This is a genomic window from Pseudomonas thivervalensis, from assembly GCF_001269655.1.
Taxonomy (GTDB): Bacteria; Pseudomonadota; Gammaproteobacteria; order Pseudomonadales; family Pseudomonadaceae; genus Aquipseudomonas; species Aquipseudomonas thivervalensis.
This window is the reverse complement of record NZ_LHVE01000009.1, coordinates 1-25901: the sequence shown is the minus strand read 5'-3', so window position 1 is coordinate 25901 and position 25901 is coordinate 1. Positions and strand designations below refer to the sequence as shown.

Below are 25901 nucleotides of genomic sequence, written 5' to 3'. Positions count from 1 at the left end.
GCAGTTCAGAAAATCAGCACGTAGCTTTTGCGAACGGTTTCTTGTATATCCCAGACTCCCGTGGTGTTCGCAGGCAACATCAATGCGTCGCCGGCCTGGATATGAAGGACCTCACCGCCATCCGGGGTGAAGGTGCAGCGCCCCTGGATGAAATGGCAGAACTCCTGTTGCACGATCTGGCGCCGCCAGCGGCCGGGGGTGCATTCCCACACGCCGGCTTCGACGCCGTCATCGCGTTCAACGCTTGTCGTGGCAACCTGTGAAACCGGCTCACCCAGCGGTACGCCAACAGCGCTCGATTCCCCGAGAGGCAAGTGTGGGGTGTCGCGAAAATGATCGATCTTCATGCGAACGGCTCCTTGGACTTCATCAATCGTTCCATGCAACCCGCCAGACCCTCGGCCATCCGGCGACGCCAGCGCGGTACATGGAGGTTGGCCAATATCCGATCCTCGTGAACAAAGCTCTGGATAATGGCGTTGTAACCCAGCCAGCGCAGGGGCTCTGGCTCCCAGCGTGGCAACGAGGCCAGCGGACGGTCGGCCCACACCCAAGGCTGGCGTGTCAGTTCGTTGTCCTGACCAAGAATCAGCGCGGCCACGGTACGGCCACCCAGGTTGCTGGCGCCTACGCCTTCACCGCCATAGCCACCGGCGAGTGCGATCTTCTGGCGACGGTCGGCCAGCATGTGCGGGTGAAAATGCCGGGCGACACCCAGGTTGCCGCCCCAGGCGTGAGTCAGGCGAACATTGCGCAACATCGGAAATAGCTCGCTGAACAGGTACTGGCGCAACTCACGTTCGGCCTGACTGAGGTTGAAGTCACTGCGCAGGCGACCTCCAAAGCGATAGCCACCGCGGGCACCAAATACCAAGCGGTCATCGCGGCTGCGCTGACCGTAGGTGACTTGTCGGCTGTTTTCGCTGAAAGCCTGGCCACGGTTGAGTCCGATTTGGGCCCATACGTCGGCCGAGAGCGGCTCAGTCGCAACGATCAGGCTCTGCGCGGCCAGTTGATATTTGTTCAGCGGGGGCAAGGCACTGGCATACCCCTCGACGGCCGGCACCACCCAATCGGCGCTCACCCGACCGTGCTCGGTTCGAACTTGGCCTGCCGTCCAGTCGAGCACAGCGCTTTGCTCGAAAATACGCACCCCCATGCGCTCCACGACTTTGGCTAGCCCCCGTACCAACCGGGCAGGTTGAAGGGTCGCGCAGTGAGGTGAATACAGGGCGCCGTACGCCTGGGCCACATTCAATTGTTCGCGCAAAGCCTGAGGGCTCAGCCAGCGATAATCGTCTTCACCCAGGCCTTGCGCACGGGCGGCAGCGAGTTGTTCGCGCAGGCGCCGTTCTTGCTCGGGATACCGCGCCGCGCAGTACAGCACGCCACCTTTACGCAGTTCGCAATCGATGCTTTCGACATGGCACACCCGCGCCACTTCATCGGGAATTCCGTGCAGCAGTTGATATCCTGCATGACGTTGGGCGGCGGGCAAGGGCCCCAGGAGTCGGTCTTCGCCGAGCAGATTCCCCATCAACCAGCCGCCATTGCGGCCGGAGGCGCCGAAACCGGCAATCTGTGCTTCAACTATGACGATGTCCAGGTGCGGTGCTTGCTGCTTGAGGTAATAGGCCGTCCAAAGGCCGCTGTAGCCGGCACCGATGATCACCACATCGGCTCGCAGATCCTGATGCAACGCCGGACGCGGCGTCAGCGCCTCGTCGACTTGCTCCATCCACAAACTCACACCACCCCAACCAGCCATTACCTGCTCCATCGTTTGATTGCCGACAGAGCTTAATGCGCAGCGAAGGGGCCTGTGTTATCTGCGGGTACGCGCGCAATTGGCCTTCAACCAGGCTTTTGGTGTGCAGCCGGTATGGCTGCGGAAAGCCTTGTAGAACGCCGAGGTGGAATTGAATCCGGCAGCCACTGCGAGGGCATCGATGGGTGCGTTTTCGTCGTAACTGGCGAGGCGTTCAAGGAGGTAGGCCAAGCGAGCCTGAGTCACGTAGCGATAGAAGCTTTGCCCGAGCACTTGATTCAATAAGTAAGACAACTGATTACGGCTGTACCCGGTGGCGCTGGCGATCCGTGCAAGATCCAGGTCAGGGTCCAGGAATGGCTGCTGGCGGGTAAAATAATCGGCCAAGTCTCGCGCCATGAAGCTCAGCTGGCGCGCCGAGAGCCCTAGCTTACTGATGGCGGGGGCGCGACGCCCGGCGTGGGGCTCGCCGTCGCGCACGAGTGACGCGTATTCGTTGACACGCAGGATCTGACCCTCACATACGGTGATCGCTTCGCTGGTGCGAAAAACCACCCGCTCGCCACTGCCCTTCAGAGCGGTCTGGTACTGGATGAATGCCGTGCAGCCGTCAGCGCGGATGCGGTCATTGTGCTCAAGATACTCATCGGGATGGCGCGGCAACGTGCCGGTGATGTAGGCGCGCAGCTCGGTCAGCCCCATGCTGCGGTTCTGGAAAAAATCGTTGTATTGCACTTGCGGGTGATAGAGCGCAAGTATCGCCTCCAGGTCGCGGTGCTTCCAGGCCATGTGATAGCGCAGGACCACCTCGAGGGTGAGCTTTGTCTGTTCGGCGGTATCTGACGGGACGAGGAGCATGGGTTGACGGGCCTTATGACTGGGCGGCACCAGTCTAGTCCTTGAGTGGTTGAGCGAACAAACTCAGGCACGCCCAGGCGCACATGATTGAGAGAGCGGAGCCTCTAGCTGCCTGTGGCTCTGCCATGCTTGCCACCCAGCACCAACGCAACGCCGCCCAGTACAGCAATGGATGCCAACACCATCCTTACGCTCAGGCTTTCCCCCAGAAAAACGATGCCCGCCAGCGAAGCCAGGATGGGCACGCTTAGCTGCACCGTCGCGGCTTGAAACGCTGCAAGATAACGCACCGCGACGTACCAGACCGCGTAGCCAACCCCTGACGCCAGCGCACCGGAAAGCACCGCATAAAGTATCCCCTGCGGATCCCAACGCAGCGCTGAGAGAAACGGCACGCTTGCCATCAAGACCAGGGGAATCGAGCGCAAGAAGTTGCCGGTTGTGGTGGTCAGCGGATCGGCGACAGTTTTGCCAAGCAGTGAGTAGATCCCCCATGCCACCCCCGATAACAGCATCGTGAGTGCGCTAACGGGGTCAGGTGCTGCGGCACCTGGAAGCAGCAGGCTAACCAAGCCAACAATCGCCAGCACAAACCCAACGACTGCCAACGTGTGCATCCGCTCGCCTTTGAACACGCCGTACAGAACCATGCTCAGTTGAACCGCGCCAAACAACAGCAGCGCCCCCGTCCCGGTCTCCAAATGACGGTACGCGAAGGAAAAAGCGAAGACGTAAACGAACAAGGCTGCGGCGCCCTTCCAACTGCCTTTGATCGTGCTGGAGGACCGTCTCAAGGCACATATCAGCCATAACACCAAGGCCCCGCTGGCCAGCCGGACCACGCTGAAACTCGCGGCATCGATGTTGGTGTGCTTAAGCGCCAGGCGGCACAGCAGCGAGTTCGCGGCAAAGGCGAGCATGGCGAAACAGATCATCGCGATCAATCTTGCCGAAGCTGACGAGCTGGACGCCTTCGTTACGGAGTTGCTTATTGTCATGGTCGATCCCAATGCCCAGGCAGGCTCTCAGAACGCTCGACGCCACCGCGCCCTTGAAAATACGTTAAACGCCTCTGTACCGATCGGTCAATACAACTATCTTCCTGCGACCTTGGGATGAGCTTCTCCCGTCTGTATCCTTCAGCGCGCACGCATGGGTATGATTGAAGCTCAACCGGTTGGAATCGACCCATGGGAAAAAAGAAAGCCGTCGTCGCTGCCGAACCTGCTGAAACAAGCACCAAGGAGCGAATACTGAAAATCGCCGCGCAGTTGTTTTCGACGCGCGGGTTTCACGCGACCGGCATGGCTGAGTTGGAAAAAGCCACTGGCCTGGCTCGCGGCGCGCTGTATTACCACATCGGCAGCAAGGAAGAACTGCTGTTCGAAATCACCAGCCGGTATCTGCGGGTGCTCATCGCAGAAGGCACGCCCCTGTGCGAGAGCGATTTGGCTGCGGAAGATAAATTTCGCCAGTTCTCGGCCATCGTGATGCGCACGATTGTCACCCACCTGGCCGAAATGACGGTGTGTTTCCGCGAAGTGTATTCCGTCATTGGCGAGCGCCAGACCGAGCTGCTCGATCTGCACCGACAGTATGAAAAGCTCTGGTCGCATATCCTCAAGGCCGGCGTGAGCGAGGGGACCTTCCGCACATCGGACTCGTTGGCCGTGAAAGCTATCCTTGGTATTCATCATTACAGCTACTTGTGGATCAAACCCGGAGGCCCGCGCTCGCCGGAATCCATCGCGACGTTTTTCTGCGACACCCTCCTGCCCGGACTGAAGGTTGAGCCACCCCTGGCTTGACTGTCATCAGCGGCGCTTCAAATGCGCCGCCGCCCTCGCCCCTCATTCACGCGCCATTACCGATGGTTGTCCTGGCGACTGGACCACGCGCGTTTTTCGTTCTAGGCTACCTACAGACCGACCGATCGGTCTATAGACTTGCCGTTGGGTCCATCCCGACAAAGAACCAGAGGGAACAACAATGACAAAAAAATCCATGGTCCCCACCAAGCAAGACACGTCTCAGACATCTTTGGCTCGCAGGGATTTCCTGATAAAAAGTGGGGCCGTTATTGGCACTGCCGCCGTTGCTCTGGGTGATAGCGCCCTGGTCAACGCAGAGACGACCAACATCGCCCCGCTTGATCCGAGCCAGCCCCTTGAAGTTCCACAATGGACCCGCAGTCTTGGCGCCCCGACGGCAAGCCCTTATGGAAAACCTTCAACGTTCGAAACTAAAGCCGTCAGGAATCTGTATCCCGGCCTGAAGGACACGATGTCCGCCTACAGCACCTCGCCACTTCAGGAGCTGGACGGCACCATTACCCCGAACGGCCTGTTCTATGAGCGTCATCACGCGGGCGTCCCACAAATCGATCCGGCGCAACATCGGTTGGTAATTCACGGCCTCACCGAAAACGCCTTGATCTTTACCGTGGACGAGATACGCCAGTTCCCCGCCGTGTCACGAGTGCACTTCATGGAGTGTTCGGGCAACCCATCGTTTCTACCTCCGTGGGGCAAAACGGCCGCCGAAGTCAGTGGCCTGGTCAGCTGTGCTGAGTGGACTGGCGTTACCTTGAAGACACTGCTGGATGAAACCGGGCTCAAACCGCAAGCCAAGTGGATCATTGCCGAAGGTGCGGACGGCGCGGCAATGACGCGCAGCATTCCCATCGAGAAATGCCTGGACGATGTGATGGTGGTCTACAGCCAGAACGGCGAGCGTCTAAGGCCGGAACAGGGCTACCCGCTGCGCCTGTTTGTTCCCGGCTACGAGGGCAACACCCACATCAAATGGCTGCGCCGACTGCACGTCACCGATGCGCCCGCCTACAGCCGGGAAGAAACCGCCAAATACACCGACTTAATGGCCGACGGTAAAGCTCGGAAGTTTTCCTTTGTCATGGAATGCAAATCACTGGTGACCTACCCTTCCGGCACCCAGAAACTGACACGCAAGGGCCTGCATGAGATGCGTGGCATCGCCTGGAGCGGCCACGGCAAAATCACCCGTGTCGATGTCTCCGTCGATGGCGGCAATACCTGGACGCAAGCCAGGTTACAGGAGCCCATTCTGACCAAGGCGCTGACCGCCTTCAGGGCGCCTTTCGAATGGAACGGCCAAGAGTTGATGATCATGAGCCGCGCCATCGACGAGACCGGATATGTTCAGCCGATGCTGGAACAGCTGATCGATGAACGCGGCAAGGTCTCTTTCTACCACAACAACTCCGTGCAACCGTGGCGCGTGTCCAGCAGTGGGGAGGTGACCAATGGACGGGCTTAAAGGTGGTTCGTTTTTCATCGGCTTGCTGTGCGCCTTTGCGCTGACCCACGCCTCGGCACAATCCCAATACGGTTTGGGCACCAAGGCTACCGAAGCGCAGATCGCCAGTTGGAACATCGACGTGGCGCCCGACGGCAAGGCTTTGCCTCCAGGGCGCGCAACGGTGGCGGACGGGGAAAAGGTCTACATGAACAGTTGCGTCAGCTGTCATGGGGTGAAACTCGAGGGCGGCGTCGGTCCTGCGTTGGCGGGCGGCGAAGGAACCCTGACTACTGACAAACCTCTCAAGACAGTCGGCAGCTATTGGCCCTATGCAACGACGCTTTTCGACTACATCCGCAGAGCCATGCCCTTCCAGGCGCCACAGTCATTGTCCAACGAACAAGTCTATGCAGTGACCGGCTACATCCTGCACATGAACAAGCTGCTGGACGCCAACGCGACCGTGGAAGCATCGACCTTGGTGGATGTAAAGATGCCGAATCGAGACGGTTTTTATACCGATGACAGACCGGACAGCAAGGCTGTTGCCTGTATGTCGAACTGTTTAAAAGCTCACTGACGGATCAAAAAATGTAAAATCCGCTCGCCGATAAACCGTTCCTTCTCAACGAGCTTTGCTGATGAAGCTGGCCAGCCGCGAAAAATCGATGATTGCCTGGTTGCTGTACTTCAGCATCCTGTTCGGTTCGTTGCTGTGCGCGATGGGCCATGGACAAATGGCCGGCTTGCGATTGAGCGGTTTGGACGGCGGACTGTTTTGCTCTACTAACGGCGGGGCAATATTCGAGGGCCAGCAGGATGTGCCCGCCCCTTCGCTGCCCGTCGTCGGTGATTGCGTCATTGCAAGCCTGTTCGGTGCGATCCTGCTAGCAGCGTTTTTCGGGCTGCTCGCCCTGCTTGCCAGCGAGCCAGCCTGGCCCTTGCCCGCACAACCGACCCGTTGCCTACCCAGGCAGCGCTGGCCCCTGATCAATCCTCGCGCCTCCCCCGCCCCGCTTCCCGCGCTCTGACCTCTTCACCACCCGCCGCTGCATGACGCGCGGCCGGTGTGTGCTCATTGAATTAAGCCAGGAAGCTCTTCATGTTTCGCTTGACTACTTTGGCGCTGCTCGCGGGCAGCACCTGCGCGTGGGCGCAAGACACTGCCCTGAACTTACCCACCAGCTACATCAACGCCTCGGCCAACCAGCCGAAACCGGCCACCAGCCTGGACCTGGATACTCCCATCGAAAGCGGCTCGCGCCTGAATCTCAGTGCCCGGGAAAATCCCGCCTCTGTAAGCGCGGCCGATCGCAAGACGATGGAACGTATCGGCGCACGCAACTTTCAAGACGCGGCGAACGCTCTGCCTGGGGTTAACGCTTCTGCGCCACCCGGCTGGGGCGGCTATGTGTCGTACCGTGGCTTCAACGGTGCCCAGATCAGCCAGCTGTTCAACGGCATCAATCTGCAATACGGTGGCGCGGCCCGTCCGGTCGGCGCCTGGATTTATGACCGGGTGGAGTTGCTCGGCGGCCCTTCCTCGTTCCTCAACGGCAGCGGTGCCGTGGGGGGCAGCCTGAACGTGATCACCAAGCTTGCCAACCGTGAGGAAGATACCTTCGAGGGCCGAATGAGCTACGGTCGCTACGACACCTGGGAAACCGCGGTCGGCTTCAATAAAGCGCTCAACAGCGGCGATGGCCCGCGCCACTATGCGCGCCTCGACTACAGCCGCACCAGCAGCAACGGCTACATAGATCGCCAGGAGAACGGTGCGGGCAACCTGGCCTTCTCGCTGCTCAGCGACATCAACGACCGACTCTCCCATACGCTGGCGATCGAATACCTGGAAGAGAAGGAAGACAGTCCTTACTGGGGCACGCCGGTACTGCAACCGCTGACCGGCAAGCTGCAGATCGACAAGCACAACCGCTTCAACAACTACAACGTTGAGGACGGTCGCTACGAGCAGCGCACCCGCTGGATACGCTCGATCACGGACTACCAGCTGGACGACAATACCCAGTTGCGCAATACCTTCTACCACTACGATGGCCAGCGCGATTACCGCAACCTTGAGGTCTACCGCTACAACAGCGACAACAGCGCCATCGCCCGCTCCGGCGGTTACCGCCAGCGGCACGACCAGGAGGTCAACGGTGACCGAATCGAGTTGACTCACCAGGCTCAACTGTTCGGCCTGGCCAGCGATTGGGCGCTGGGCGTGGATTACAACACCAACCAGCAAACCAATTACCCGTTGTCCAAAGGCGCCTTCGACACCATCGATCCAGATGGCTTCGAGCCGGGCCACTTCCTGGACATTCCGGGGATGGATGCACCGCGCACTAAAGGTCGCAGCACGTGGACCGATACCTCGTCGGCGTTCGTCGAGAACCGCACGCGCCTGACCGAGCAACTGGCGCTGATCACTGCGCTGCGTTATGACCATATCGATTTCGAGGTGGTCGATCATGCGGCGCAGGCCAGACTCGACAAGCGTTGGGATGCAATCACGGGACGCCTGGGCCTGGTGTACGACCTGACGTCGAATGTCAGCCTTTATACCCAATACAGTACCTCGGCCGAGCCGCCGGGAGGGACGCTTACCAGCGCCTCCATTGCCCAGGTGAGCGACTTCGACTTGAGCACCGGTCGCCAATTCGAGGTGGGCAGCAAGTTCGATTTTCTTGACGGTCGCGGCTCGGCCACCGCCGCGGCCTACCGCATCGTGCGCAAGAACATCTCCGTCCCCTCCTCGACGGTGCCCAACACCACCGAACAAGCGGGTCAACAAACCTCCACCGGCATAGAGCTGGCCGCTTCATTCAAGATCACGCCCAAGCTATTGGCGGCTGGTAACTTCAGTTGGGTAAGGGCTGAGTACGACGAGTTCAATGAAACCATCGCCGGTGTTGTGCTCTCGCGCAAAGGCAAGAATCCGGTGAATATTCCCGACCGCGTAGCCAATCTCTGGCTGACCTATGACGTGGCTCCTGACTGGCAGCTCGGGGCTGACGTGCGCTATGTGTCGTCGGTCTACGCCAACACCGCCAATACGACCTGGGTGCCCTCGTACACTGTCTATGGTTTGTCCATGACCCACGATCTGGACAAACACGTACAGGTCAGCGCGCGCCTGCGCAACCTGACCGACGAGGTCTATGCCCGTTTCATCCACCAGAGCAACACCCAGTATTACGTGGGCGAGCCGCGCAGTCTGGAAATCGCTGTGCAGTGGAAGTACTGACGACCCCGAACGGAATGCAGCACACGGTCTGGCGACCTGACAGGTCTAATCATGATTCGGAGCGCAGTCCTTCCCGCGTTGATCAGCCTGTTTGAATGGCCCGCTGGACGGGACCGCCAGGGACGGCGGCTTTCACTGTTTTTTCTCTGGGCTCAACGCTCACGGGGCTTACCCTCTAATCGGCAATTGAGCGTCCATTGTTCGTACGGACTAAAACTTGAAGCGCCCGACTAATCCTTGAAGCTGGCCAGAAATGGCCGTCATTCGCCCCGATCCGGCATGGGCTGAATGTGCGAACTCCTCTACCATCTGCGCATCGGCGTGGATCTGTGCGATGTGCCGATTGATCTCCTCCGCCACTTGATGCTGCTCCTCTGCCGCCGTGGCGATCTGGGTGTTCTGGTCGCGAATCGAGTCCACTGAAGCGCGGATCTTGTCAAAGCTGTCGCGGGCCCGCTGGATCCGCTGCACGCTAGCCTGGGACGCTTGCAGGCTGCCTTGCATCTGCTGGGTGACTTCCTGGGTACGGCGAGCGAGGTTACCCAGTAGGCTGTCTATTTCGCCGGTAGAGTCGGAGGTGCGACGAGCCAGGGCGCGAACTTCATCCGCGACCACTGCAAAGCCACGCCCTTGATCACCCGCGCGAGCGGCCTCGATGGCGGCATTGAGCGCCAGCAAGTTGGTCTGCTCGGCAATCGAGCGAATGGTGTCGAGAATCGCATTGATGTTATTGCTGTCTTGCTCGAGCAGCTGCATGGTCTGGGTCGATACCTGCAGCTCCTCACTGAGCTTGAGCACGCTGCCGGTGGCTTCGCTGATTTGCTTCTGGCCATCGTGCACGTCGCGGTAGCCTTCGTCAGCACTCGACGCCGCGGCACTGCAGGAACGTGCGACCTCATTGGCAGTGGCGAGCATTTCATTGAAAGCGGTGCTTACCAGTTCCACCGCCTCACGTTGGCGGCCGGCAGCCAGGTTCATGTTATTGGCGACTTCGTTGGTGTCAGCGGCAGCGACTTGCAGATCGGACGACGCATTGCCAATACGCTTCACCAACTGAGCGATCATGCTTAGAAACTGATTGAACCAACCGGCCAGGTTGGCAGTTTCGTCCTTGCCCCGTACTTGGAGTTGACGTGTAAGGTCACCTTCACCTTCGGCAATCTCTTGCAACCCATCAGCCACGCCACGAATCGGGCGCACGATCACGCTGGCAAAACCAGCACCAACGATGGCGAACACCACGGCCAATGCAACAGCGATGGCTGCAATCAACCAGGTCAGGCTCATGGCGACGGCCATCACTTCATCACGCTTGATCAGGCCGATAAAACGCCATCCCAGGCCATCGGAACTCAGGACGTTGACCATGTATGGCACACCATCGATCTCGACTTGAGTCACCCCATCAGCGCTTTTGGCCAATTCGGCATAGCCGGGTCCTAGCTCACCTAACGGCTTGAAATTGTTTTTGGCATTTGCGGGATCGACCAAGACATTGCCATTGGCCTCGACCAACATCAGGTAACCACTCTTGCCCAACTTGATGGCTTTGACCAATTCAGTCAGTTGCTTGAGCGATACGTCCACGCCAACGACGCCCACCGCGGCACCGCTCGCGTCATTGATCGTGCGGACCGTGCTGACCAGCACCATGTCATCGGGTGCCCAGTAATACGCGCCCGTCCTTACGGTTGAGCCTCGTGCGGCTTCCATGGCAGCCTTGTACCAAGGTCGCACCCGTGGGTCGTAGCTGGCCATTGTCTGGTCATCGGGCCAACCTGCAAAACCTCCGTCATTGAGTCCAAGGGAAATGGAAGCCGTGGTTGGGTGGGTTTCTGCGAAACTGTCGAATACCACCTGGATCTGTCGATCGACCTTCGTCACAGGCGTTTTCGGGGCGTCAGCGGCCGTATAGTTCTTCAATCCCTGAACGTTGGCGATCCGAGGGTCTTTGGCAAGGTATTCGACGTTTTGGCGGATGCTGTCGAAAAACTGCCGCATCCCGCGGTCAATCTGCCTGATTTCGCGGCCACTGCTATCCAGGAAACTGGCTTGCGCTGCGCTACGCAAGTTCAGTACGACAACCATTGCGACCAATATGACTGGCGCGCAGGCGATAGCGGCAAACGCCCACGTGAGTTTCTGTTTGATGTTCATGAGTATTCCTGGGCAGGCAGATGGAACGTGGGCGCCCATGGGTAAAAGCGCCCGCGGCGAGTGCCGTAAATGTTGCTCACACGACGTGGAAACGAGACAACTCGGTCGTCATTTTTCTTTCAGATAATGCCTGCCCTCCTCTCAAGAGGAGGGACGAGAAGGCCGACGCATCGTCAATTCAGAAACGCCCAGGAGCGAAGGGTGCCGGCTCGACCACTGGTGTTTCTCCCATCATTAATTCCGCAAGCAGCCGGCCACTGACCGGACCTAGCGTAAAACCTTGATGAGCATGGCCGAAGTTGAACCAGAGCCCCTTATGCGACGGCGCGGCACCAATGACCGGTTTCATATCAACGGTACAAGGTCGCGCACCGCTCCATGGCGTCCGCTCAACCTGAGATCCCAATGCCAAGAGTTGTCGGGCCGCGCTTTCGGCCTTCCCTAGCTGCACTGGGGTCAGAGGCGCATCGAGACGGGCGAATTCGGCCCCCGTTGATAGACGCACACCACGCTTCATCGGCGCCAACATGTAGCCTTGCTCGGTATCAAGCACCGGGCGACTCAAGTTTGCCCCGTCGGCGAAATGGGCGTGATAACCACGCTTGATAAACAACGGGATGCGGTAACCCATGGGCCTCAGCAACTCTTGGGCCCAAGGACCAAGCGCCACGACGACCTGTGATGCTTCGACCGGCCCGGACTCGGTGGAGACTCGCCAGCCAGCTCCCGCTTGGCGCAATGAACGGGCATCGCCGCGTTCAAACTGTCCGCCCTCACGCAAGAAGAGCTCGGCATAGCGTTGCACCAGCTCTCCCGGATCAACACAGGTCCAAGGTTGAAGCCAGTGAATCCCCCCAACGAGAGCTTCACCCAAAGCGGGTTCTGCGAGCCTGAGCCCGGCGCCGTCCAACGCTTGCGACAATACACCGTGCGCACTCACACGCTGGGCGCTCTCCATCGCCTTTTCATATTTTTCCGGGGTTCGAAAAGCTTGAATCCAACCTTTGCGCACGATCAGGTGTTGGGCCTCGCTTTGCTCGATCAACTCGGAGTGCTCGCTGATTGAATGCTCGACCAAGGTCCGAAAGGCGTCCGCAATAGCTTGGTAATGCCTTGGCGCTGAGTTGGCCCAATACCTGGTCAGCGTAGGCATGTACTCCGGCAGCGCACGCAGATGATAATTGACGCCGATATCGCGCTTGGTCACCACTCTCATCAGGCTCGCCAGGTCCCTTGGGAACCCGTACGGTTCAACGGCCTCGCGCTGGATGATCCCGGCATTACCGTATGACGTCTCGCGCCCGGGCGCCCCCTTGTCTACCAAGGTCACCGCACAGCCCCGGCGTTGCAGATGCAGGGCCGTGCTTATACCAACGATGCCGGCACCCAGTACTACTACTTGTTTGTCGTTCACGCTGCCTCCAACTCAAGCACGCTGCTGCGCGATGACACTGATTTCAACCAACGCATCCACCACGAGGCCGGCACAGACGGTAGCGCGAACAGGCAAATTGGCCGTGAAAAACGAAGCATAAATCCTGTTGAACTCGGCGAAGTTACTCCGCTCGGTCAAGTACACCGTGACGCTCACAACGTCATCCAACGACAGTGACTCAGCTTCCAGTGTTTGAGCAATGCGCATCAAGGTCAGGCGCGTTTGTGCCTCGATACCCTCCGGGAAGCTGCCATCCTCATTGAACGGCAACTCTCCAGACAAAAACACGAGACCTTGGCTGTGGCGGACTTTTGAAAAGGGCAGATTGCTAACCGTCATTGTGGTGATTCTCTCTAAGCGGACTTATGAACGCGCCTATAACAGGCGCCATTTTTAGCCATCGACTCGACCGAGCGTGTCACAGCAGATCGGAAATCGGTCTACAAGCTTTACCGATGGATAAGTATATACAGGACTAAGCATTTAACGTGCCTGTTAGACAAGGACCCCCTTCAGACCCCTGATCCGAAGTGGATCGAGCACTGCTTCTGTCCAAAATACTGTCCGCAGAAAGGCTTACCATGCGCTTCCTTTCGACTCATCAATGAGATACCGGAAACACTCCGATGCAACCTTCAGTTACACCTGAAAAAATATTCATGTGAGCACCCCCTGGCCTGGAAGGCGTTTACGAGCAGCGATCAACAGAAAAGATAAGGCTTGGCCTGAACATTGCGTTACCTATATATACAGGATCATACAGCACCACTTCCTTGTGGCCCTGCACCTAAGAGGTAATCAATGAAAAAACTGCACCAGATGACTGCCGCGACTACCGAAGGGATGAGCCTCGCAGACCGGATCGCCGAATTGGCGACACTCTTCCACTACAGCCTCCCGCACGAAATCCTTCAAAGCGCTGAACAGCCGAGCCCGCAGCGTCCCCTGCGGCACCATCCAGATCGCAATACCTTCCAGCAAAATTCCCGAGAGGTTAGCCTTGTATGAACGCCAACGACCTGACCCTGCTTGCTCGCGCTGAAGTACGCGAATTGGCCAGTTACAACGCCGGCCTCGCCGCTGATGCAGTGCGCAAACGCTTCGGTCTGACACGCGTCGCTAAATTGGGCAGCAATGAAAACCCAATGGGCACCGCCCCCGCTGTCAACGCCGCGACCACCCAAGCCTGCCATGAGATTGCGCTGTACCCCGACTCTGGCTGCCAGGCACTACGCTCCGCACTCTCGGAAAAACTTGATGTTCCGGAAGATCGCTTCGTGTTCGGCAACGGTTCTGAGGATTTGCTGAGTGTCATCAGCCGAGTGTTTCTGGACCATGATGATGAAGTGGTTACCGTAGTGCCCTCCTTCGGCTTGCATTTTATTTTTCCAGTGGCAGCCGGCGCTCGGGTAATCGGTGTCCCCATGACCGACCAAGGCACTTTTGACGTGGCGGCCATGATTTCCGCCCTTACACCGCATACCCATGTGCTGATGTTTTCCTGCCCCTCCAATCCGGTTGGCTGCACCTTGAGCGCAATCGAATTGAAGCAATTGCTCGATGCATTACCTCCGAAGTGCTTGCTGGTGTTTGACGAAGCCTATTACGAATACGCCCAATGGGAGCCTGAGTACCCAGACTGCCTCGGCTTGATCCAGGCCAGCGGCAAGCCGTTTATCCTGCTTCGAACCTTCTCCAAGGCCTATTCATTGGCAGGTTTACGCATCGGCTATGGCATTGTCAGCGACCCGCTACTGGCCGATTTGATCAATCGCCTGCGCACCCCCTTCAACGTAAACCGAGTGGCCCAAGCCGCTGCGGTCGCCGCGCTGGCCGATGAAAATCATCTGAATGCCGGCCTCTCCCACGTCGCCAGCGAACGCCGACGACTGGAGATCGCACTGCAAGAGCAAGGCATCACAACTGCCCCCTCCATGGCTAACTTCCTTTTTTTCAGCACCCCTTATCCTGCCGAAGTCATCAACCAGGCATTGCTGCGCGAAGGGGTCATCATCAAGCCTTGGCGCGAAGCGGGATATACTCAGTACTTGCGGGTATCTATAGGAAGCTGTGAGGATAACGATCTTTTCCTCCATTCCTTGGCAAGAGTCCTTGCCGCACAAGAGACACGGACCGACTGATGATCAAAAATGCACCACAAGCGCTCTACCGACGCGCGAAGGAATTTGTGCTGGACCAACTTCGAGCGGGCGTTTGGAAACCTGGCGACCTGATCTACTCAGAGAACCAGTTGGTGCAAGAGCTGGGCATCTCGCGCATGACCGTCAATCGAGCCCTGCGCGAGCTGACCGAAGAAGGTCTATTGGTGCGGATTTCAGGTGTTGGAACATTCGTAGCCGAAAGCAAGCCGCAATCGAACCTGTTGCGCATCACCAACATCGCTGACGAGATTCTCGCTCGGGGTCATAGTTACGGCTGTCGCGTCCTGCACCTGGGACGCGAATCCGCATCGATGTCAGTCGCTTCCGCCCTGGGCCTGCCCACGGGCTCTTCGGTTTTTCATCTGGTTTGTGCGCACAGCGAAGAAGACGTGCCAGTGCAGCTCGAGGATCGTTACGTCAATCCCGAGCTGGTGCCAGAGTTCCTGAAACAAAAATTCGGCGAACACCTGCAACCGGCCAAATACCTTTTGCAAGTCATCAAGCCCGACGAAATGGAACATATCGTAGAGGCCTGCCACCCCAGCACAGAGGAGAGCAAACATCTGCAAATCGATGCAACCGAACCTTGCCTGGCCCTCATACGCCGGACTTGGAGCCAAAACAAAATTGTCACCTTTGTGCGGCTCGTCCATCCCTCCTCCCGCTATCGACTGGGTAGTCGCTTACCCATGAATGCAGCGCACAGAGACGTCTGACTCTTCGACACATCTGCCGTAAAACTTGACCAGCGCCGCTTCCAAAGGGCGTCGGTCGCTTTCTGATTCATACATCACAATAGACCCAGGCCCTACGCCCGTAGTGACCGGAAAAAACGAAACTGATCACCCCCTCCCCTCAGCGTTTCCAGCCCTTTTTCCACCCATACACATCCGAGCAGATAAATGGCTGCTTGATTGGCTATGCCTGTATGTACAAGTATGTATTTACGCGGTAAAGTCGATCTGTCACCTCGACACGCTTAAACGAAAAAATGGGCTCTGTGTACCACTCCCATAGCGACACACACGAGCTCCGTACCGCATCCGTGCGCTCAAGCGCTCTTTGGTCCTTAGGAATAAAAACAATGAAAAAATCTATTTTGACCCTCTCTGTACTGGCGTTGTGTGTGGCTGGCAGCTTTGCCTCGGCCAAGGAGTACAAGGAGTTGCGGTTCGGCGTTGACCCCTCTTATGCCCCTTTCGAGTCCAAAGCTGCCGACGGTAGCCTGGTGGGCTTCGATATCGACTTAGGCAATGCGATTTGTGCTGAATTGAAAGTGAAGTGCAAATGGGTCGAGAGTGATTTTGACGGCATGATTCCCGGCCTGAAAGCCAACAAATTCGACGGTGTGATCTCCGCCATGACCGTGACATCCTCGCGCGAAAAGGTCATCGATTTCTCCGATGAGCTGTTCTCCGTTCCCACCTCCTTCGTTTTCAAGAAAGGCTCCGGGCTGACCGAAGATATCAAGACGCTCGTCGGCAAGACGGTTGGTTATGAGCAAGGCACCACCGAGGAAGCTTATGCCAAGGCCGTACTGAACAAAGCCGGGGTCAAAACCCAAGCCTATGCCAACCAGGACCAGGTCTATTCGGACTTGGTGACTGGCCGTCTCGATGCCTCGATCCAGAATATGTTGCAAGCCGAAATGGGCTTCTTGAAGTCGCCGCAAGGGGCGAATTTTGAGGTAAGTAAAGCAGTCGAGCATGAACTGTTGCCCGCGAAAACCGCGGTAGGTCTCGCCCAAGGCAACGCCGACCTCAAGGCCCTGCTAAACAAAGGCATCAAGGCACTGCATGAGGATGGCAGCTATGTAGCCATTCAGAAAAAACACTTTGGTGATCAGAATATCTACAGCGGTAAATAACACGCTGCGCCCATTTTCGGATGGGCGTTTTTCTTGATTGACGAAGGGCTGTCCAATGCTAGAAAACCTATTGCAGACTCTAGGCTTCAGCCTAAAGGGTTTCGGCCCGCTGTTGCTGCAAGGCTCCTGGATGACTGTCAAATTGTCCGCACTGTGCTTGTTGCTGAGCGTGGGCCTGGGATTGATCGGTGCCAGCGCGAAACTCTCGAAGTCAGCCTTGCTACGCATCCCTGCGCAAGCCTACACCACGCTTATCCGCGGCGTGCCCGACCTGGTCTTGATGCTGCTGATCTTCTATAGCCTTCAGACGTGGCTGACGAATCTGACCGATGCCTTTGGCTGGGAATATATCGAAATCAATCCGTTCAGCGCAGGGGTCATCACCCTGGGCTTCATCTACGGTGCGTATTTCACCGAAACCTTCCGCGGAGCGATTCTCGCCGTTCCAAAGGGGCAATTAGAAGCAGCCACGGCCTATGGCCTGACCCGCGCCCAACGATTCCGCCTGGTGCTTTTCCCGCAAATGATGCGCTTTGCATTACCGGGCATTGGCAACAACTGGATGGTGATCCTGAAAGCGACTGCACTGGTCTCGATCATTGGTCTGGCTGACTTGGTCAAGGTTGCCCAGGATGCAGGAAAGAGTTCCTATCAACTGTTCTTCTTCTTGGTCCTTGCAGCGTTGATCTATTTGGTTATCACCACCGCATCAAACTATGTCTTGCGCAAGCTGGAAAGTTTTTACGCCGCAGGAACTCGGGAGGCCGTGCGATGATCGAGCTATTGCAAGAATATTGGAAACCCTTCCTGTACCACGATGGTTATCACATCACGGGCTTGGCGATGACACTATGGCTGCTCAGTGCCTCGCTCTTCTTCGGCTTCTTGATGGCGGTCCCGCTGTCGATTGCCAGGGTATCAAGCAACCTTTTCGTGCGCTGGCCCGTGCAGTTCTATACCTATTTGTTCCGTGGCACACCTCTGTATATACAGCTACTGATCTGCTACACCGGCATCTACAGCCTCGCTGCGGTGCGCTCCCAACCGCTGCTTGATGCATTCTTTCGCGATGCATTGAACTGCACCATTCTGGCCTTTGCCTTGAACACTTGCGCCTACACCACGGAGATCTTCTCCGGGGCGATTCGCAACATGAATCATGGTGAAGTCGAAGCAGCGAAGGCCTTTGGGCTTCGAGGATGGAAGCTTTACACCTATATCATCATGCCGTCTGCATTGCGTCGCTCACTGCCGAACTACAGCAACGAAGTGATACTGATGCTGCATTCCACCACGGTCGCTTTCACCGCCACGGTACCGGACATCCTCAAGGTTGCCAGAGATGCCAATTCAGCAACATTTCTGACCTTCCAATCGTTCGGCATCGCCGCAGCGATTTACCTCACTATCACTTTCTCTCTGGTCGGTCTGTTCCGTCTGGCTGAGCGCCGTTGGCTGTCGTTCCTCGGCCCAGCTCATTAATTCAGGGTGCTTGAATATGTACAAACTGACCGTAGAAAACCTGCATAAAAGTTATGGCGACCACGAAGTCCTCAAGGGTGTTTCACTGAACGCAAAGGCCGGCGACGTCATTAGCCTGATCGGTGCCAGCGGGTCGGGCAAAAGCACCTTTTTGCGCTGTATCAACTTTCTGGAAATCCCTAGCAACGGCGCCATGAGTCTCGACAATCAGCCGATACGCATGATCCATGACCACCACGGCATGCGCGTTGCAAACGCAGATGAACTGCAGCGGCTGCGCACGCGACTGGCGATGGTATTCCAGCATTTCAATCTGTGGAGCCACATGACCGTGCTCGACAACATCACAATGGCCCCTCGCCGAGTGTTGGGGGTCAGCAAGAAGGATGCAGAGGAGCTGGCTCGGCGTTACCTGGACAAGGTTGGTTTACCATCGCGAGTTGCCGATCAATACCCGGCCTTTCTCTCGGGCGGCCAGCAGCAGCGCGTCGCGATAGCCCGGGCGCTGGCCATGGAACCGGAAATCATGCTGTTCGACGAACCGACGTCTGCCCTGGACCCTGAACTAGTAGGAGAAGTGCTGAAGGTCATTCAGGGCCTCGCCGAAGAAGGCCGAACCATGATCATGGTGACGCACGAAATGAGCTTCGCTCGTAAGGTATCGAACCAGGTGTTGTTCTTGCACCAAGGGCTCGTAGAAGAGCAAGGACCGCCTGAGGAAGTGCTGGGGAACCCCAAGAGCGAGCGTTTGCAGCAATTTCTCAGCGGCAATCTGAAATAACCGAAGTGCCTTAAGCCGGCTGGTCGCTTACCGCGCCTGAAAAATGTTCTCAGGCGCGATTGAGGCCGAAATGGTTCGCCGTTCTGTTGACTAGAAGAGCCCCGTGCGAGAGCAATCCCAGCGCCTTGCTATGGCTCAGCTCATGATCCCTGGCTGAAACTGTCACAGCGCGCCCAGTGCGCAAAGCTTGATGGCAAAACCTGCATCAATGCCATTCGAACGAAAAAACTAATCACGTGAAGATATTCATGCCGACAACAATAGCGGTCAAAAATCTGCTTGATTAAGCTTGTATATACATGATTATATTTACTCGCCAGATGTAGCGAAAACCAACAATAAGCTGCAAGTCATTTCGAGAGGATTACCGGTGAGCAAACCACTCCATTTCCGCAATATCGAAATCCGCGCCCCTCGCGGTAACACGCTGACCGCCAAGAGCTGGCTGACCGAAGCGCCGCTGCGGATGTTGATGAACAACCTCGATCCGGAAGTGGCCGAGAACCCCAAGGAGTTGGTGGTCTACGGTGGCATCGGCCGCGCGGCGCGCAACTGGGAGTGCTACGACAAGATCGTCGAAAGCCTCACCAACCTGAACGACGACGAAACCCTGCTGGTGCAATCCGGCAAGCCGGTGGGCGTGTTCAAGACCCACAGCAACGCCCCGCGCGTCCTGATCGCCAACTCCAACCTGGTGCCGCACTGGGCCAGTTGGGAACACTTCAACGAACTCGACGCCAAGGGCCTGGCCATGTACGGCCAGATGACCGCCGGCAGCTGGATCTACATCGGCAGCCAGGGCATCGTCCAGGGCACGTATGAAACCTTCGTCGAGGCTGGTCGCCAGCATTACGATTCCAACCTCAAGGGCCGTTGGGTCCTGACCGCCGGCCTGGGCGGCATGGGCGGCGCACAACCGTTGGCCGCGACCTTGGCCGGTGCGTGCTCGCTGAACATCGAATGCCAGCAGGTGAGCATCGATTTCCGCCTGAAAACCCGCTACGTCGACGAGCAGGCCAAAGACCTCGACGACGCCCTGGCGCGCATCGAGAAATACACCGCTGAAGGCAAGGCGATTTCCATCGCGCTGTGTGGGAACGCGGCGGAAATCCTGCCGGAAATGGTCCGTCGTGGTGTGCGTCCGGACATGGTCACCGACCAGACCAGCGCCCACGATCCCCTCAACGGCTACCTGCCGGCCGGCTGGACCTGGGACGAATACCGTGCCCGCGCCAAGACCGAGCCCGCCGCCGTGGTGAAGGCCGCCAAGCAATCGATGGCCGTCCACGTCAAAGCCATGTTGGCCTTCCAGAAAATGGGGGTGCCGACCTTCGACTACGGCAACAACATCCGCCAGATGGCCCAGGAAGAAGGCGTCGAGAATGCCTTCGACTTCCCGGGTTTCGTCCCGGCCTACATCCGTCCGCTGTTTTGCCGCGGCATCGGCCCGTTCCGCTGGGCGGCGCTATCCGGTGACCCGCAGGATATCTACAAGACCGACGCCAAGGTCAAGGAACTGATCCCCGACGACGCTCACCTGCATAACTGGTTGGACATGGCTCGCGAGCGCATCAGCTTCCAGGGCTTGCCCGCACGGATCTGCTGGGTTGGCCTGGGCCAGCGCGCCAAGTTGGGCCTGGCGTTCAACGAGATGGTACGCAGCGGTGAGTTGTCGGCGCCGATCGTCATCGGCCGCGACCACCTCGATTCTGGCTCCGTGGCCAGCCCGAACCGTGAAACCGAATCCATGCAGGACGGTTCCGACGCCGTTTCCGACTGGCCACTGCTCAATGCCCTGCTCAACACCGCCAGTGGTGCGACCTGGGTGTCACTGCACCACGGTGGCGGCGTCGGCATGGGCTTCTCCCAGCATTCGGGCATGGTGATCGTCTGCGACGGCACCGACGAAGCGGCCGAGCGGATTGCCCGCGTGCTGCACAACGACCCGGGCACTGGCGTGATGCGCCATGCCGATGCCGGTTACCAGATCGCCATTGATTGCGCGAATGAGCAAGGCTTGAACCTGCCAATGATCACTCTTGTTAAAGGAGCCAAAGCATGAAAACACTTAACGTTATCCCAGGCCAATTGAGCCTTGCTCAACTGCGTGCCGTTTACCAGCACCCGGTAAAAATCACCCTCGACCACAGTGCCTCTGCGCAAATTGAAGCCAGTGTCGCTTGCGTGGAGCAGATCCTCGCCGAGAATCGCACCGCCTACGGTATCAATACCGGTTTCGGCCTGCTGGCCTCGACCCGTATCGCCAGTGAAGATCTGGAAAATCTGCAACGTTCGCTAGTACTGTCCCACGCCGCTGGTGTGGGTGAGCCGATCAGCGATGCGCTGGTGCGGTTGATCATGCTGCTCAAGGTCAATAGCCTCAGCCGTGGTTTTTCCGGCATACGCCGCGTGGTGATCGATGCTCTGATAGCATTGATCAACGCCGAGGTGTATCCGCATATTCCGTTAAAAGGTTCGGTCGGCGCATCTGGTGACTTGGCACCTTTGGCGCACATGTCCCTCGTGCTGCTGGGAGAAGGCAAAGCCCGTTATAAGGGCGAATGGCTGGAAGCCACCGAAGCCCTGAAGGTGGCCGGTTTGGCGCCGTTGACGCTGGCTGCCAAAGAGGGCTTGGCGTTGCTCAACGGTACCCAGGTCTCCACTGCTTATGCTCTGCGCGGTTTGTTCGAGGGCGAAGACCTGTTTGCGGGCGCCTTGGCCATTGGTGCTTTGACGGTCGAAGCTGTCTTGGGCTCCCGCTCGCCGTTTGACGCACGCATCCATGCCGCACGCGGCCAGAGGGCTCAGATTGATACTGCTACTGCCTATCGCGACCTGCTGGGCCAAAGCAGTGAGGTCGCCGATTCGCACAAGGACTGCGGCAAGGTCCAAGACCCCTACTCTCTACGCTGCCAACCTCAAGTCATGGGCGCATGCCTGACCCAGCTCCGTCAGGCCGCGGAAGTATTAGTCGTCGAAGCCAATGCCGTATCCGATAACCCGCTGGTGTTTGCCGTTGAAGGTGACGTGATCTCTGGCGGCAACTTCCATGCCGAGCCAGTGGCCATGGCCGCAGACAATATGGCATTGGCCATTGCTGAAATCGGCTCCCTGAGCGAGCGCCGCATTTCGTTGATGATGGATAAACACATGTCACAACTGCCGCCGTTCTTGGTAGCCAATGGCGGCGTGAACTCGGGTTTCATGATTTCTCAAGTAACAGCAGCAGCGCTGGCCAGTGAAAACAAGGCGCTGGCTCACCCCCATTCCGTAGACAGCCTGCCCACGTCCGCGAACCAGGAAGATCACGTATCGATGGCACCTGCGGCTGGCAAGCGATTGTGGGAAATGGCTGAAAACACCCGTGGAATCCTGGCTGTGGAGTGGCTAGCGGCCTGTCAGGGCCTGGACTTGCGTGACGGCTTGAAGACGTCGCCCAAGCTGGAACTGGCCCGGAACAGTCTGCGAAGCAAAGTGGCCTATTACGAGAAGGATCGCTTCTTCGCGCCGGATATCAATGCGGCCAGTGAGTTATTGGCTTCCGGCTGCCTGAACGACTTGGTATTGAATAAGTTGTTGCCCAGCATCTGATAGATGATATCCACCATGAACACGTGAGTTATTCTGGCTGATATCCCGTATACGTTAAATGTCCAGGCAGTTTTTTGCTCCACAGCTATGACGATAGATTCTCGTTTTGGCTGTGGAGCTTTTTATTGCTTCCCAGTAATAGCCTTATGTAAGTGCGCGGGAAAATTAGCTTGACAACAGCATTACATCCCTAAGGCTCCTTATGCGCTCAAAATTCTGATACCAGCAGCATTCCCTGATCACGCGAACTCCGCTCAAGTATCTCCTGATTCTGAGCCGGGAGAGCTCATCACTACAAGTAAGGCATTAACGCCAATGCCCTCTCACCACACCAGCTCACCCCTTCTACGTCGACCGCATGATCAAGCCATTTGTAGGACACACTTGCATACCTACCAACTGGATGGTATGTTTCGATCAGTTTCACACCTCCCCTACACCTACAGGGCACCGCGCCCAAAGTGGAATATCCCATGCAAGATTGGAAGCAAACTCGAAAAGACGTCAGCGCCCGCCTAGTGCAACTGAATGGCCTATCCCCAGAGACCATGAAAGGTATGGCTTCTTTAGGGAGCGCCGGCGAAAGAACAAACCACCTCGACGCTAAGACTCGTGAACTGATCTCACTCGCAGTTGCCGTCACCACCCGTTGCGACGGCTGCATCGCTTTCCACGCAGCTGAGGCCAAAAAGCTCGGCGTAACGACTGAAGAGGTCTCAGAAGCTTTGGGCGTTGCGATTAATATGAACGCTGGCGCTGCATTGGTTTACAGCACTCACGTTTTGGATGCATTCGATAAATCTTGATACCCAGCAGTGCGGAAGGATCAATAATAGTAGAGGCTTAGCTACCCCCGTCGCCAATTAAATCTGAGAAGTCGCTAAAGCCCTATAAGCTGTTCTGCATGCCATTAGCCAACCACGTCGTTGTGCTGATGGCCTGCCGATGAAATCAAAGTCTTTACATTATCCGAACTTCGTTATCGCTGATACTCCGGCTGAAGCGTAACTGTGTTCAAGCAAAGGCTACGCTGGGCTAAACATGGCCTGGCCGGTCGTAAAGCGGAGCTTAGCTTGCCTATACGCCAGTCGGACACTTAGCCCAGCAACATCCTGACGCGCTTCCTACACTCATTCGGACAGTCAATTTGAGAGCGCATTGCAATTTTAGACCGACCTACAGAACATCCTTTAAGTCAGCTAAGATTGCTTTCTTCAACGCGGCAGCCGATCGAGAGCCGGCCAAAACCAAACGTAATCGCCCTTCGTGGAAAATCGCCAAGGATGGAACCGACCGGATACCATACATCTGGGAGATCGTGGGCGAAACAGCCACATCAATCTTCCCGAATGCGGCGCACGACTGCAGCTTTTCTGCCAGTTCATTAAAAACCGGTTTCATTTCTTGACAGGGCTTGCACCAGGACGCCGAAAACAGCACAGCGCAGCTACCTTTTGCAACGAATCGGGCGAACTCTCCGGCTTTCACGTCTACAATACGGCTCATCTGCACTTCACCCACAACATCATTCCAAACCCAGGAATTGCGGCACCAACAGTGCCGAAGCATCTCTGGTACTAATTACATCCATCAAGCCCGCAAACTTGACTGCTGGACGACTCATGTCCGTCATTTGGTTCGAAATACATTTGATTGAGTGCTTGGGAAAATATCTCTTGAGGCTGAGCCCCTGAAATAGAAAATGAACTATTGAAAACAAAAAACGGGACGCCCGAGTGAAATTGGCCCATAGCACGCTCGTCTTCCTGCATCCGGTGAAACAATTCATTAGATGACCACGCGAGTCGAATCAACTCATCAGAAACACCTACAGATTTTGCAATCGACTCTAAACTACCTCGGTCAAATAGTGACTTACCCTGGGTAGTACTTTGCTCATAGAGCGCCTCCATCAAGTGCGTCTTCAATACTTCATCGTCAATCGCTTTGACGAGGACATGCGCATCCGCGGTGTCACCAAACATCATGGTTTCGAAACGGTAATCAAGCCCTGAAGATTGGCCATATTGCTTTACCGTACTCATCATATTCAAAGCAGCGATTGAACTACCTAATTTGACTTTAAGGGCTCTCACCATAGGCTCAGCAGCATGGTTAGGGGCAAGACGATACGCTCTCACGTTTACCTGAACATCGTCTTTGTACGGAAAGTCCTCAAGCGCATTCTCAAAACGACGCTTGGCGACCCAACACCAAGGACAGACGAAATCAGACCAAACATCTACTACAAACTTTTTCGAAATAGTGCTCATACACCCCTCTATACTGAAATAAATAAAAAACGCTGCTACCCCAATGAGCAAAGTTAAAAAACCGTTTAAAAACAAAAAGCAACGAGCTCAATTACAATAGCAAAGGTAGCAACGCCAGTAGGCCTTACCTACTGGCGCTCTCAAGGTTGTAAAGATGTAAGATCTGATGATTATCAGTCCTCACGAACCTCGAGGGTTGGCACCATGCGGATGGTTTTGGAGAAATTCGCGTAATTAACTGATGTTTTAATTACATTTTCGTGCAGTTCTTCTACACGCTCACGAGGCGCATCGGTGTGAAGACGGATTACGACCCGCACTTGGTCGTACCCTGGGTTTACGCTCTCGTCGATGCCCAGAAAACCACGCAAATCAAGAGTGCCGTCGGTCTCAATTTCCAGACTGTGGATTTTAATGCCCATCATGGCTGCGTTAGCTGCGTAACCTACCGCCATACAGGCGTTCAGCGCGGCCATCAGCAGCTCTTGAGGATTTGGCGCCGAGTCCTGACCTAACAGTTCAATTGGCTCATCGGCGACGATTTCGAAATCACGCGAATAGGTTTCACCGGCTAAGCTGTAACGGCTGACTTTCGCCACAGAGCGCGTCTGGCCTTTCCACTGGGTATTGACGTTGAAGCTCGCGTGACGCTTATTCGCATCCTCCGCAACACCTTGAGCAAACTGCTGCAGAGCTACGACATCAATACCATTCAGATTAGTTGTCATTAAAAAACCCTCTATTGAACGCATTTTTTGGCTGGATAAATGTTACGTACAGCAATCCTACCTATTAGTAGGTTTGCTAGCAATAAAATTCTTTGACCTGGTACCCCACCTCCCACGTGCTAACAGTGCGATCAGCTCCTATCCCTGATTAAACGTAGCTCATGGCGAAGTACCGCCTGTCCGATCTGACAGGCGGAGAAACGCTTGGAAGGTGTGCGCGAACCGAAATCCTATTTGTGGGATTAGATCAGCTGTAGCGGTGGACTG

Annotated in this window: 26 protein-coding genes and 1 pseudogene; 16 read left to right on the top strand and 11 right to left on the bottom strand. The window is 56.7% G+C overall.

Annotation, left to right across the window (positions count from 1 at the left end; genetic code table 11):
- Positions 1-5: 5 nt before the first annotated feature.
- From AD659_RS12520 to AD659_RS12505, 4 genes are all read right to left on the bottom strand, one after another.
- On the bottom strand, positions 6-347 hold the full coding sequence (locus AD659_RS12520) for a cupin domain-containing protein (protein ID WP_039011379.1): 342 nt from the start codon (positions 345-347) through the stop codon (positions 6-8).
- Positions 344-1768 carry an NAD(P)/FAD-dependent oxidoreductase gene (locus AD659_RS12515; protein WP_041020390.1) on the bottom strand — a complete coding sequence of 475 codons (1425 nt, stop codon included), beginning with the start codon at positions 1766-1768 and terminating at the stop codon, positions 344-346. The genes AD659_RS12520 and AD659_RS12515 overlap by 4 nt, the downstream gene beginning before the upstream one ends.
- A 57-nt stretch (positions 1769-1825) precedes the next feature.
- Positions 1826-2626 (bottom strand): helix-turn-helix domain-containing protein, encoded by an 801-nt coding sequence (locus AD659_RS12510; protein WP_030141819.1) that lies wholly within the window; start codon positions 2624-2626, stop codon positions 1826-1828.
- Positions 2627-2730: 104 nt separating this feature from the next.
- Positions 2731-3561, bottom strand: a complete 831-nt coding sequence (locus AD659_RS12505; protein ID WP_245224356.1) for a DMT family transporter — start codon at positions 3559-3561, stop codon at positions 2731-2733.
- Between AD659_RS12505 and AD659_RS29970 the strand changes: the two genes are divergently transcribed.
- The 6 genes from AD659_RS29970 to AD659_RS12480 all read left to right on the top strand — a co-directional run bounded on the left by AD659_RS29970 (position 3545) and on the right by AD659_RS12480 (position 9158).
- Positions 3545-3745, top strand: coding sequence for a hypothetical protein (locus AD659_RS29970; protein WP_162276479.1), 201 nt, complete (start codon positions 3545-3547; stop codon positions 3743-3745). The two genes, AD659_RS12505 and AD659_RS29970, sit on opposite strands and share 17 nt — an antisense overlap.
- A gap of 71 nt (positions 3746-3816) precedes the next feature.
- Positions 3817-4434, top strand: a complete 618-nt coding sequence (locus tag AD659_RS12500; RefSeq protein WP_053121612.1) for a TetR/AcrR family transcriptional regulator — start codon at positions 3817-3819, stop codon at positions 4432-4434.
- Positions 4435-4615: 181 nt separating this feature from the next.
- On the top strand, positions 4616-5923 hold the full coding sequence (soxC, locus tag AD659_RS12495) for a sulfite dehydrogenase (RefSeq protein ID WP_231987723.1): 1308 nt from the start codon (positions 4616-4618) through the stop codon (positions 5921-5923).
- On the top strand, positions 5910-6485 hold the full coding sequence (locus AD659_RS12490) for a c-type cytochrome (RefSeq protein ID WP_027912464.1): 576 nt from the start codon (positions 5910-5912) through the stop codon (positions 6483-6485). Before soxC ends, AD659_RS12490 begins: the two co-directional genes overlap by 14 nt.
- 61 nt (positions 6486-6546) lie before the next feature.
- A complete protein-coding gene (locus AD659_RS12485; protein ID WP_027912465.1) occupies positions 6547-6936 on the top strand; it encodes a DUF2946 family protein in 390 nt (129 codons plus the stop codon).
- Positions 6937-7007: 71 nt separating this feature from the next.
- Positions 7008-9158, top strand: a complete 2151-nt coding sequence (locus AD659_RS12480; protein WP_053121608.1) for a TonB-dependent receptor — start codon at positions 7008-7010, stop codon at positions 9156-9158.
- Between the two features lie 210 nt (positions 9159-9368).
- Here the strand turns inward: AD659_RS12480 and AD659_RS30480 are convergent, their stop codons facing one another.
- The 4 genes and pseudogenes from AD659_RS30480 to AD659_RS12465 all read right to left on the bottom strand — a co-directional run bounded on the left by AD659_RS30480 (position 9369) and on the right by AD659_RS12465 (position 13089).
- Complete coding sequence (locus tag AD659_RS30480) at positions 9369-10136, bottom strand: methyl-accepting chemotaxis protein (protein ID WP_374046025.1); 768 nt, start codon at positions 10134-10136, stop codon at positions 9369-9371.
- A 96-nt stretch (positions 10137-10232) separates the two neighbouring features.
- Positions 10233-11246, bottom strand: a pseudogene (locus AD659_RS30475) (HAMP domain-containing protein); the annotation flags it as partial.
- A 247-nt stretch (positions 11247-11493) separates the two neighbouring features.
- Positions 11494-12729 (bottom strand): NAD(P)/FAD-dependent oxidoreductase, encoded by a 1236-nt coding sequence (locus AD659_RS12470; protein ID WP_025214424.1) that lies wholly within the window; start codon positions 12727-12729, stop codon positions 11494-11496.
- Between the two features lie 12 nt (positions 12730-12741).
- A complete protein-coding gene (locus AD659_RS12465) occupies positions 12742-13089 on the bottom strand; it encodes a RidA family protein (protein ID WP_025214425.1) in 348 nt (115 codons plus the stop codon).
- A gap of 462 nt (positions 13090-13551) precedes the next feature.
- Here AD659_RS12465 and AD659_RS12460 point away from each other — a divergent pair, with 462 nt between their 5' ends.
- The 10 genes from AD659_RS12460 to AD659_RS12415 all read left to right on the top strand — a co-directional run bounded on the left by AD659_RS12460 (position 13552) and on the right by AD659_RS12415 (position 23439).
- Complete coding sequence (locus AD659_RS12460) at positions 13552-13758, top strand: hypothetical protein (RefSeq protein ID WP_025214426.1); 207 nt, start codon at positions 13552-13554, stop codon at positions 13756-13758.
- Positions 13755-14891 (top strand): aminotransferase class I/II-fold pyridoxal phosphate-dependent enzyme, encoded by a 1137-nt coding sequence (locus AD659_RS12455; RefSeq protein ID WP_025214427.1) that lies wholly within the window; start codon positions 13755-13757, stop codon positions 14889-14891. Before AD659_RS12460 ends, AD659_RS12455 begins: the two co-directional genes overlap by 4 nt.
- Positions 14891-15628 carry a histidine utilization transcriptional repressor HutC gene (gene hutC, locus AD659_RS12450; RefSeq protein ID WP_053121604.1) on the top strand — a complete coding sequence of 246 codons (738 nt, stop codon included), beginning with the start codon at positions 14891-14893 and terminating at the stop codon, positions 15626-15628. The genes AD659_RS12455 and hutC overlap by 1 nt, the downstream gene beginning before the upstream one ends.
- Before the next feature lie 368 nt (positions 15629-15996).
- Positions 15997-16779, top strand: a complete 783-nt coding sequence (locus tag AD659_RS12445) for a transporter substrate-binding domain-containing protein (protein WP_043042098.1) — start codon at positions 15997-15999, stop codon at positions 16777-16779.
- A gap of 55 nt (positions 16780-16834) precedes the next feature.
- Positions 16835-17554, top strand: a complete 720-nt coding sequence (locus AD659_RS12440; RefSeq protein ID WP_053121603.1) for an ABC transporter permease — start codon at positions 16835-16837, stop codon at positions 17552-17554.
- Entirely contained in the window at positions 17551-18261 is a 711-nt protein-coding gene (locus AD659_RS12435; RefSeq protein ID WP_053121601.1) for an ABC transporter permease, read from the top strand. The genes AD659_RS12440 and AD659_RS12435 overlap by 4 nt, the downstream gene beginning before the upstream one ends.
- Positions 18262-18277: 16 nt before the next feature.
- Complete coding sequence (locus AD659_RS12430; protein WP_025214432.1) at positions 18278-19042, top strand: ABC transporter ATP-binding protein; 765 nt, start codon at positions 18278-18280, stop codon at positions 19040-19042.
- Positions 19043-19412: 370 nt separating this feature from the next.
- On the top strand, positions 19413-21104 hold the full coding sequence (gene hutU / locus AD659_RS12425) for a urocanate hydratase (protein WP_053121599.1): 1692 nt from the start codon (positions 19413-19415) through the stop codon (positions 21102-21104).
- Positions 21101-22633 carry a histidine ammonia-lyase gene (gene hutH / locus AD659_RS12420; RefSeq protein ID WP_053121597.1) on the top strand — a complete coding sequence of 511 codons (1533 nt, stop codon included), beginning with the start codon at positions 21101-21103 and terminating at the stop codon, positions 22631-22633. The genes hutU and hutH overlap by 4 nt, the downstream gene beginning before the upstream one ends.
- A gap of 473 nt (positions 22634-23106) precedes the next feature.
- A complete protein-coding gene (locus AD659_RS12415; RefSeq protein WP_039011348.1) occupies positions 23107-23439 on the top strand; it encodes a carboxymuconolactone decarboxylase family protein in 333 nt (110 codons plus the stop codon).
- A 370-nt stretch (positions 23440-23809) separates the two neighbouring features.
- Here the strand turns inward: AD659_RS12415 and AD659_RS12410 are convergent, their stop codons facing one another.
- The 3 genes from AD659_RS12410 to AD659_RS12400 all read right to left on the bottom strand — a co-directional run bounded on the left by AD659_RS12410 (position 23810) and on the right by AD659_RS12400 (position 25634).
- Positions 23810-24139 carry a thioredoxin family protein gene (locus tag AD659_RS12410; RefSeq protein WP_039012784.1) on the bottom strand — a complete coding sequence of 110 codons (330 nt, stop codon included), beginning with the start codon at positions 24137-24139 and terminating at the stop codon, positions 23810-23812.
- Between the two features lie 71 nt (positions 24140-24210).
- Positions 24211-24906 carry a DsbA family oxidoreductase gene (locus AD659_RS12405; protein WP_053121595.1) on the bottom strand — a complete coding sequence of 232 codons (696 nt, stop codon included), beginning with the start codon at positions 24904-24906 and terminating at the stop codon, positions 24211-24213.
- 173 nt (positions 24907-25079) lie between these two features.
- The gene (locus AD659_RS12400) at positions 25080-25634 is read right to left on the bottom strand and encodes an OsmC family protein (RefSeq protein WP_053121591.1); all 555 of its coding nucleotides are present in this window, start codon (positions 25632-25634) and stop codon (positions 25080-25082) included.
- Between the last annotated feature and the right edge of the window lie 267 nt (positions 25635-25901).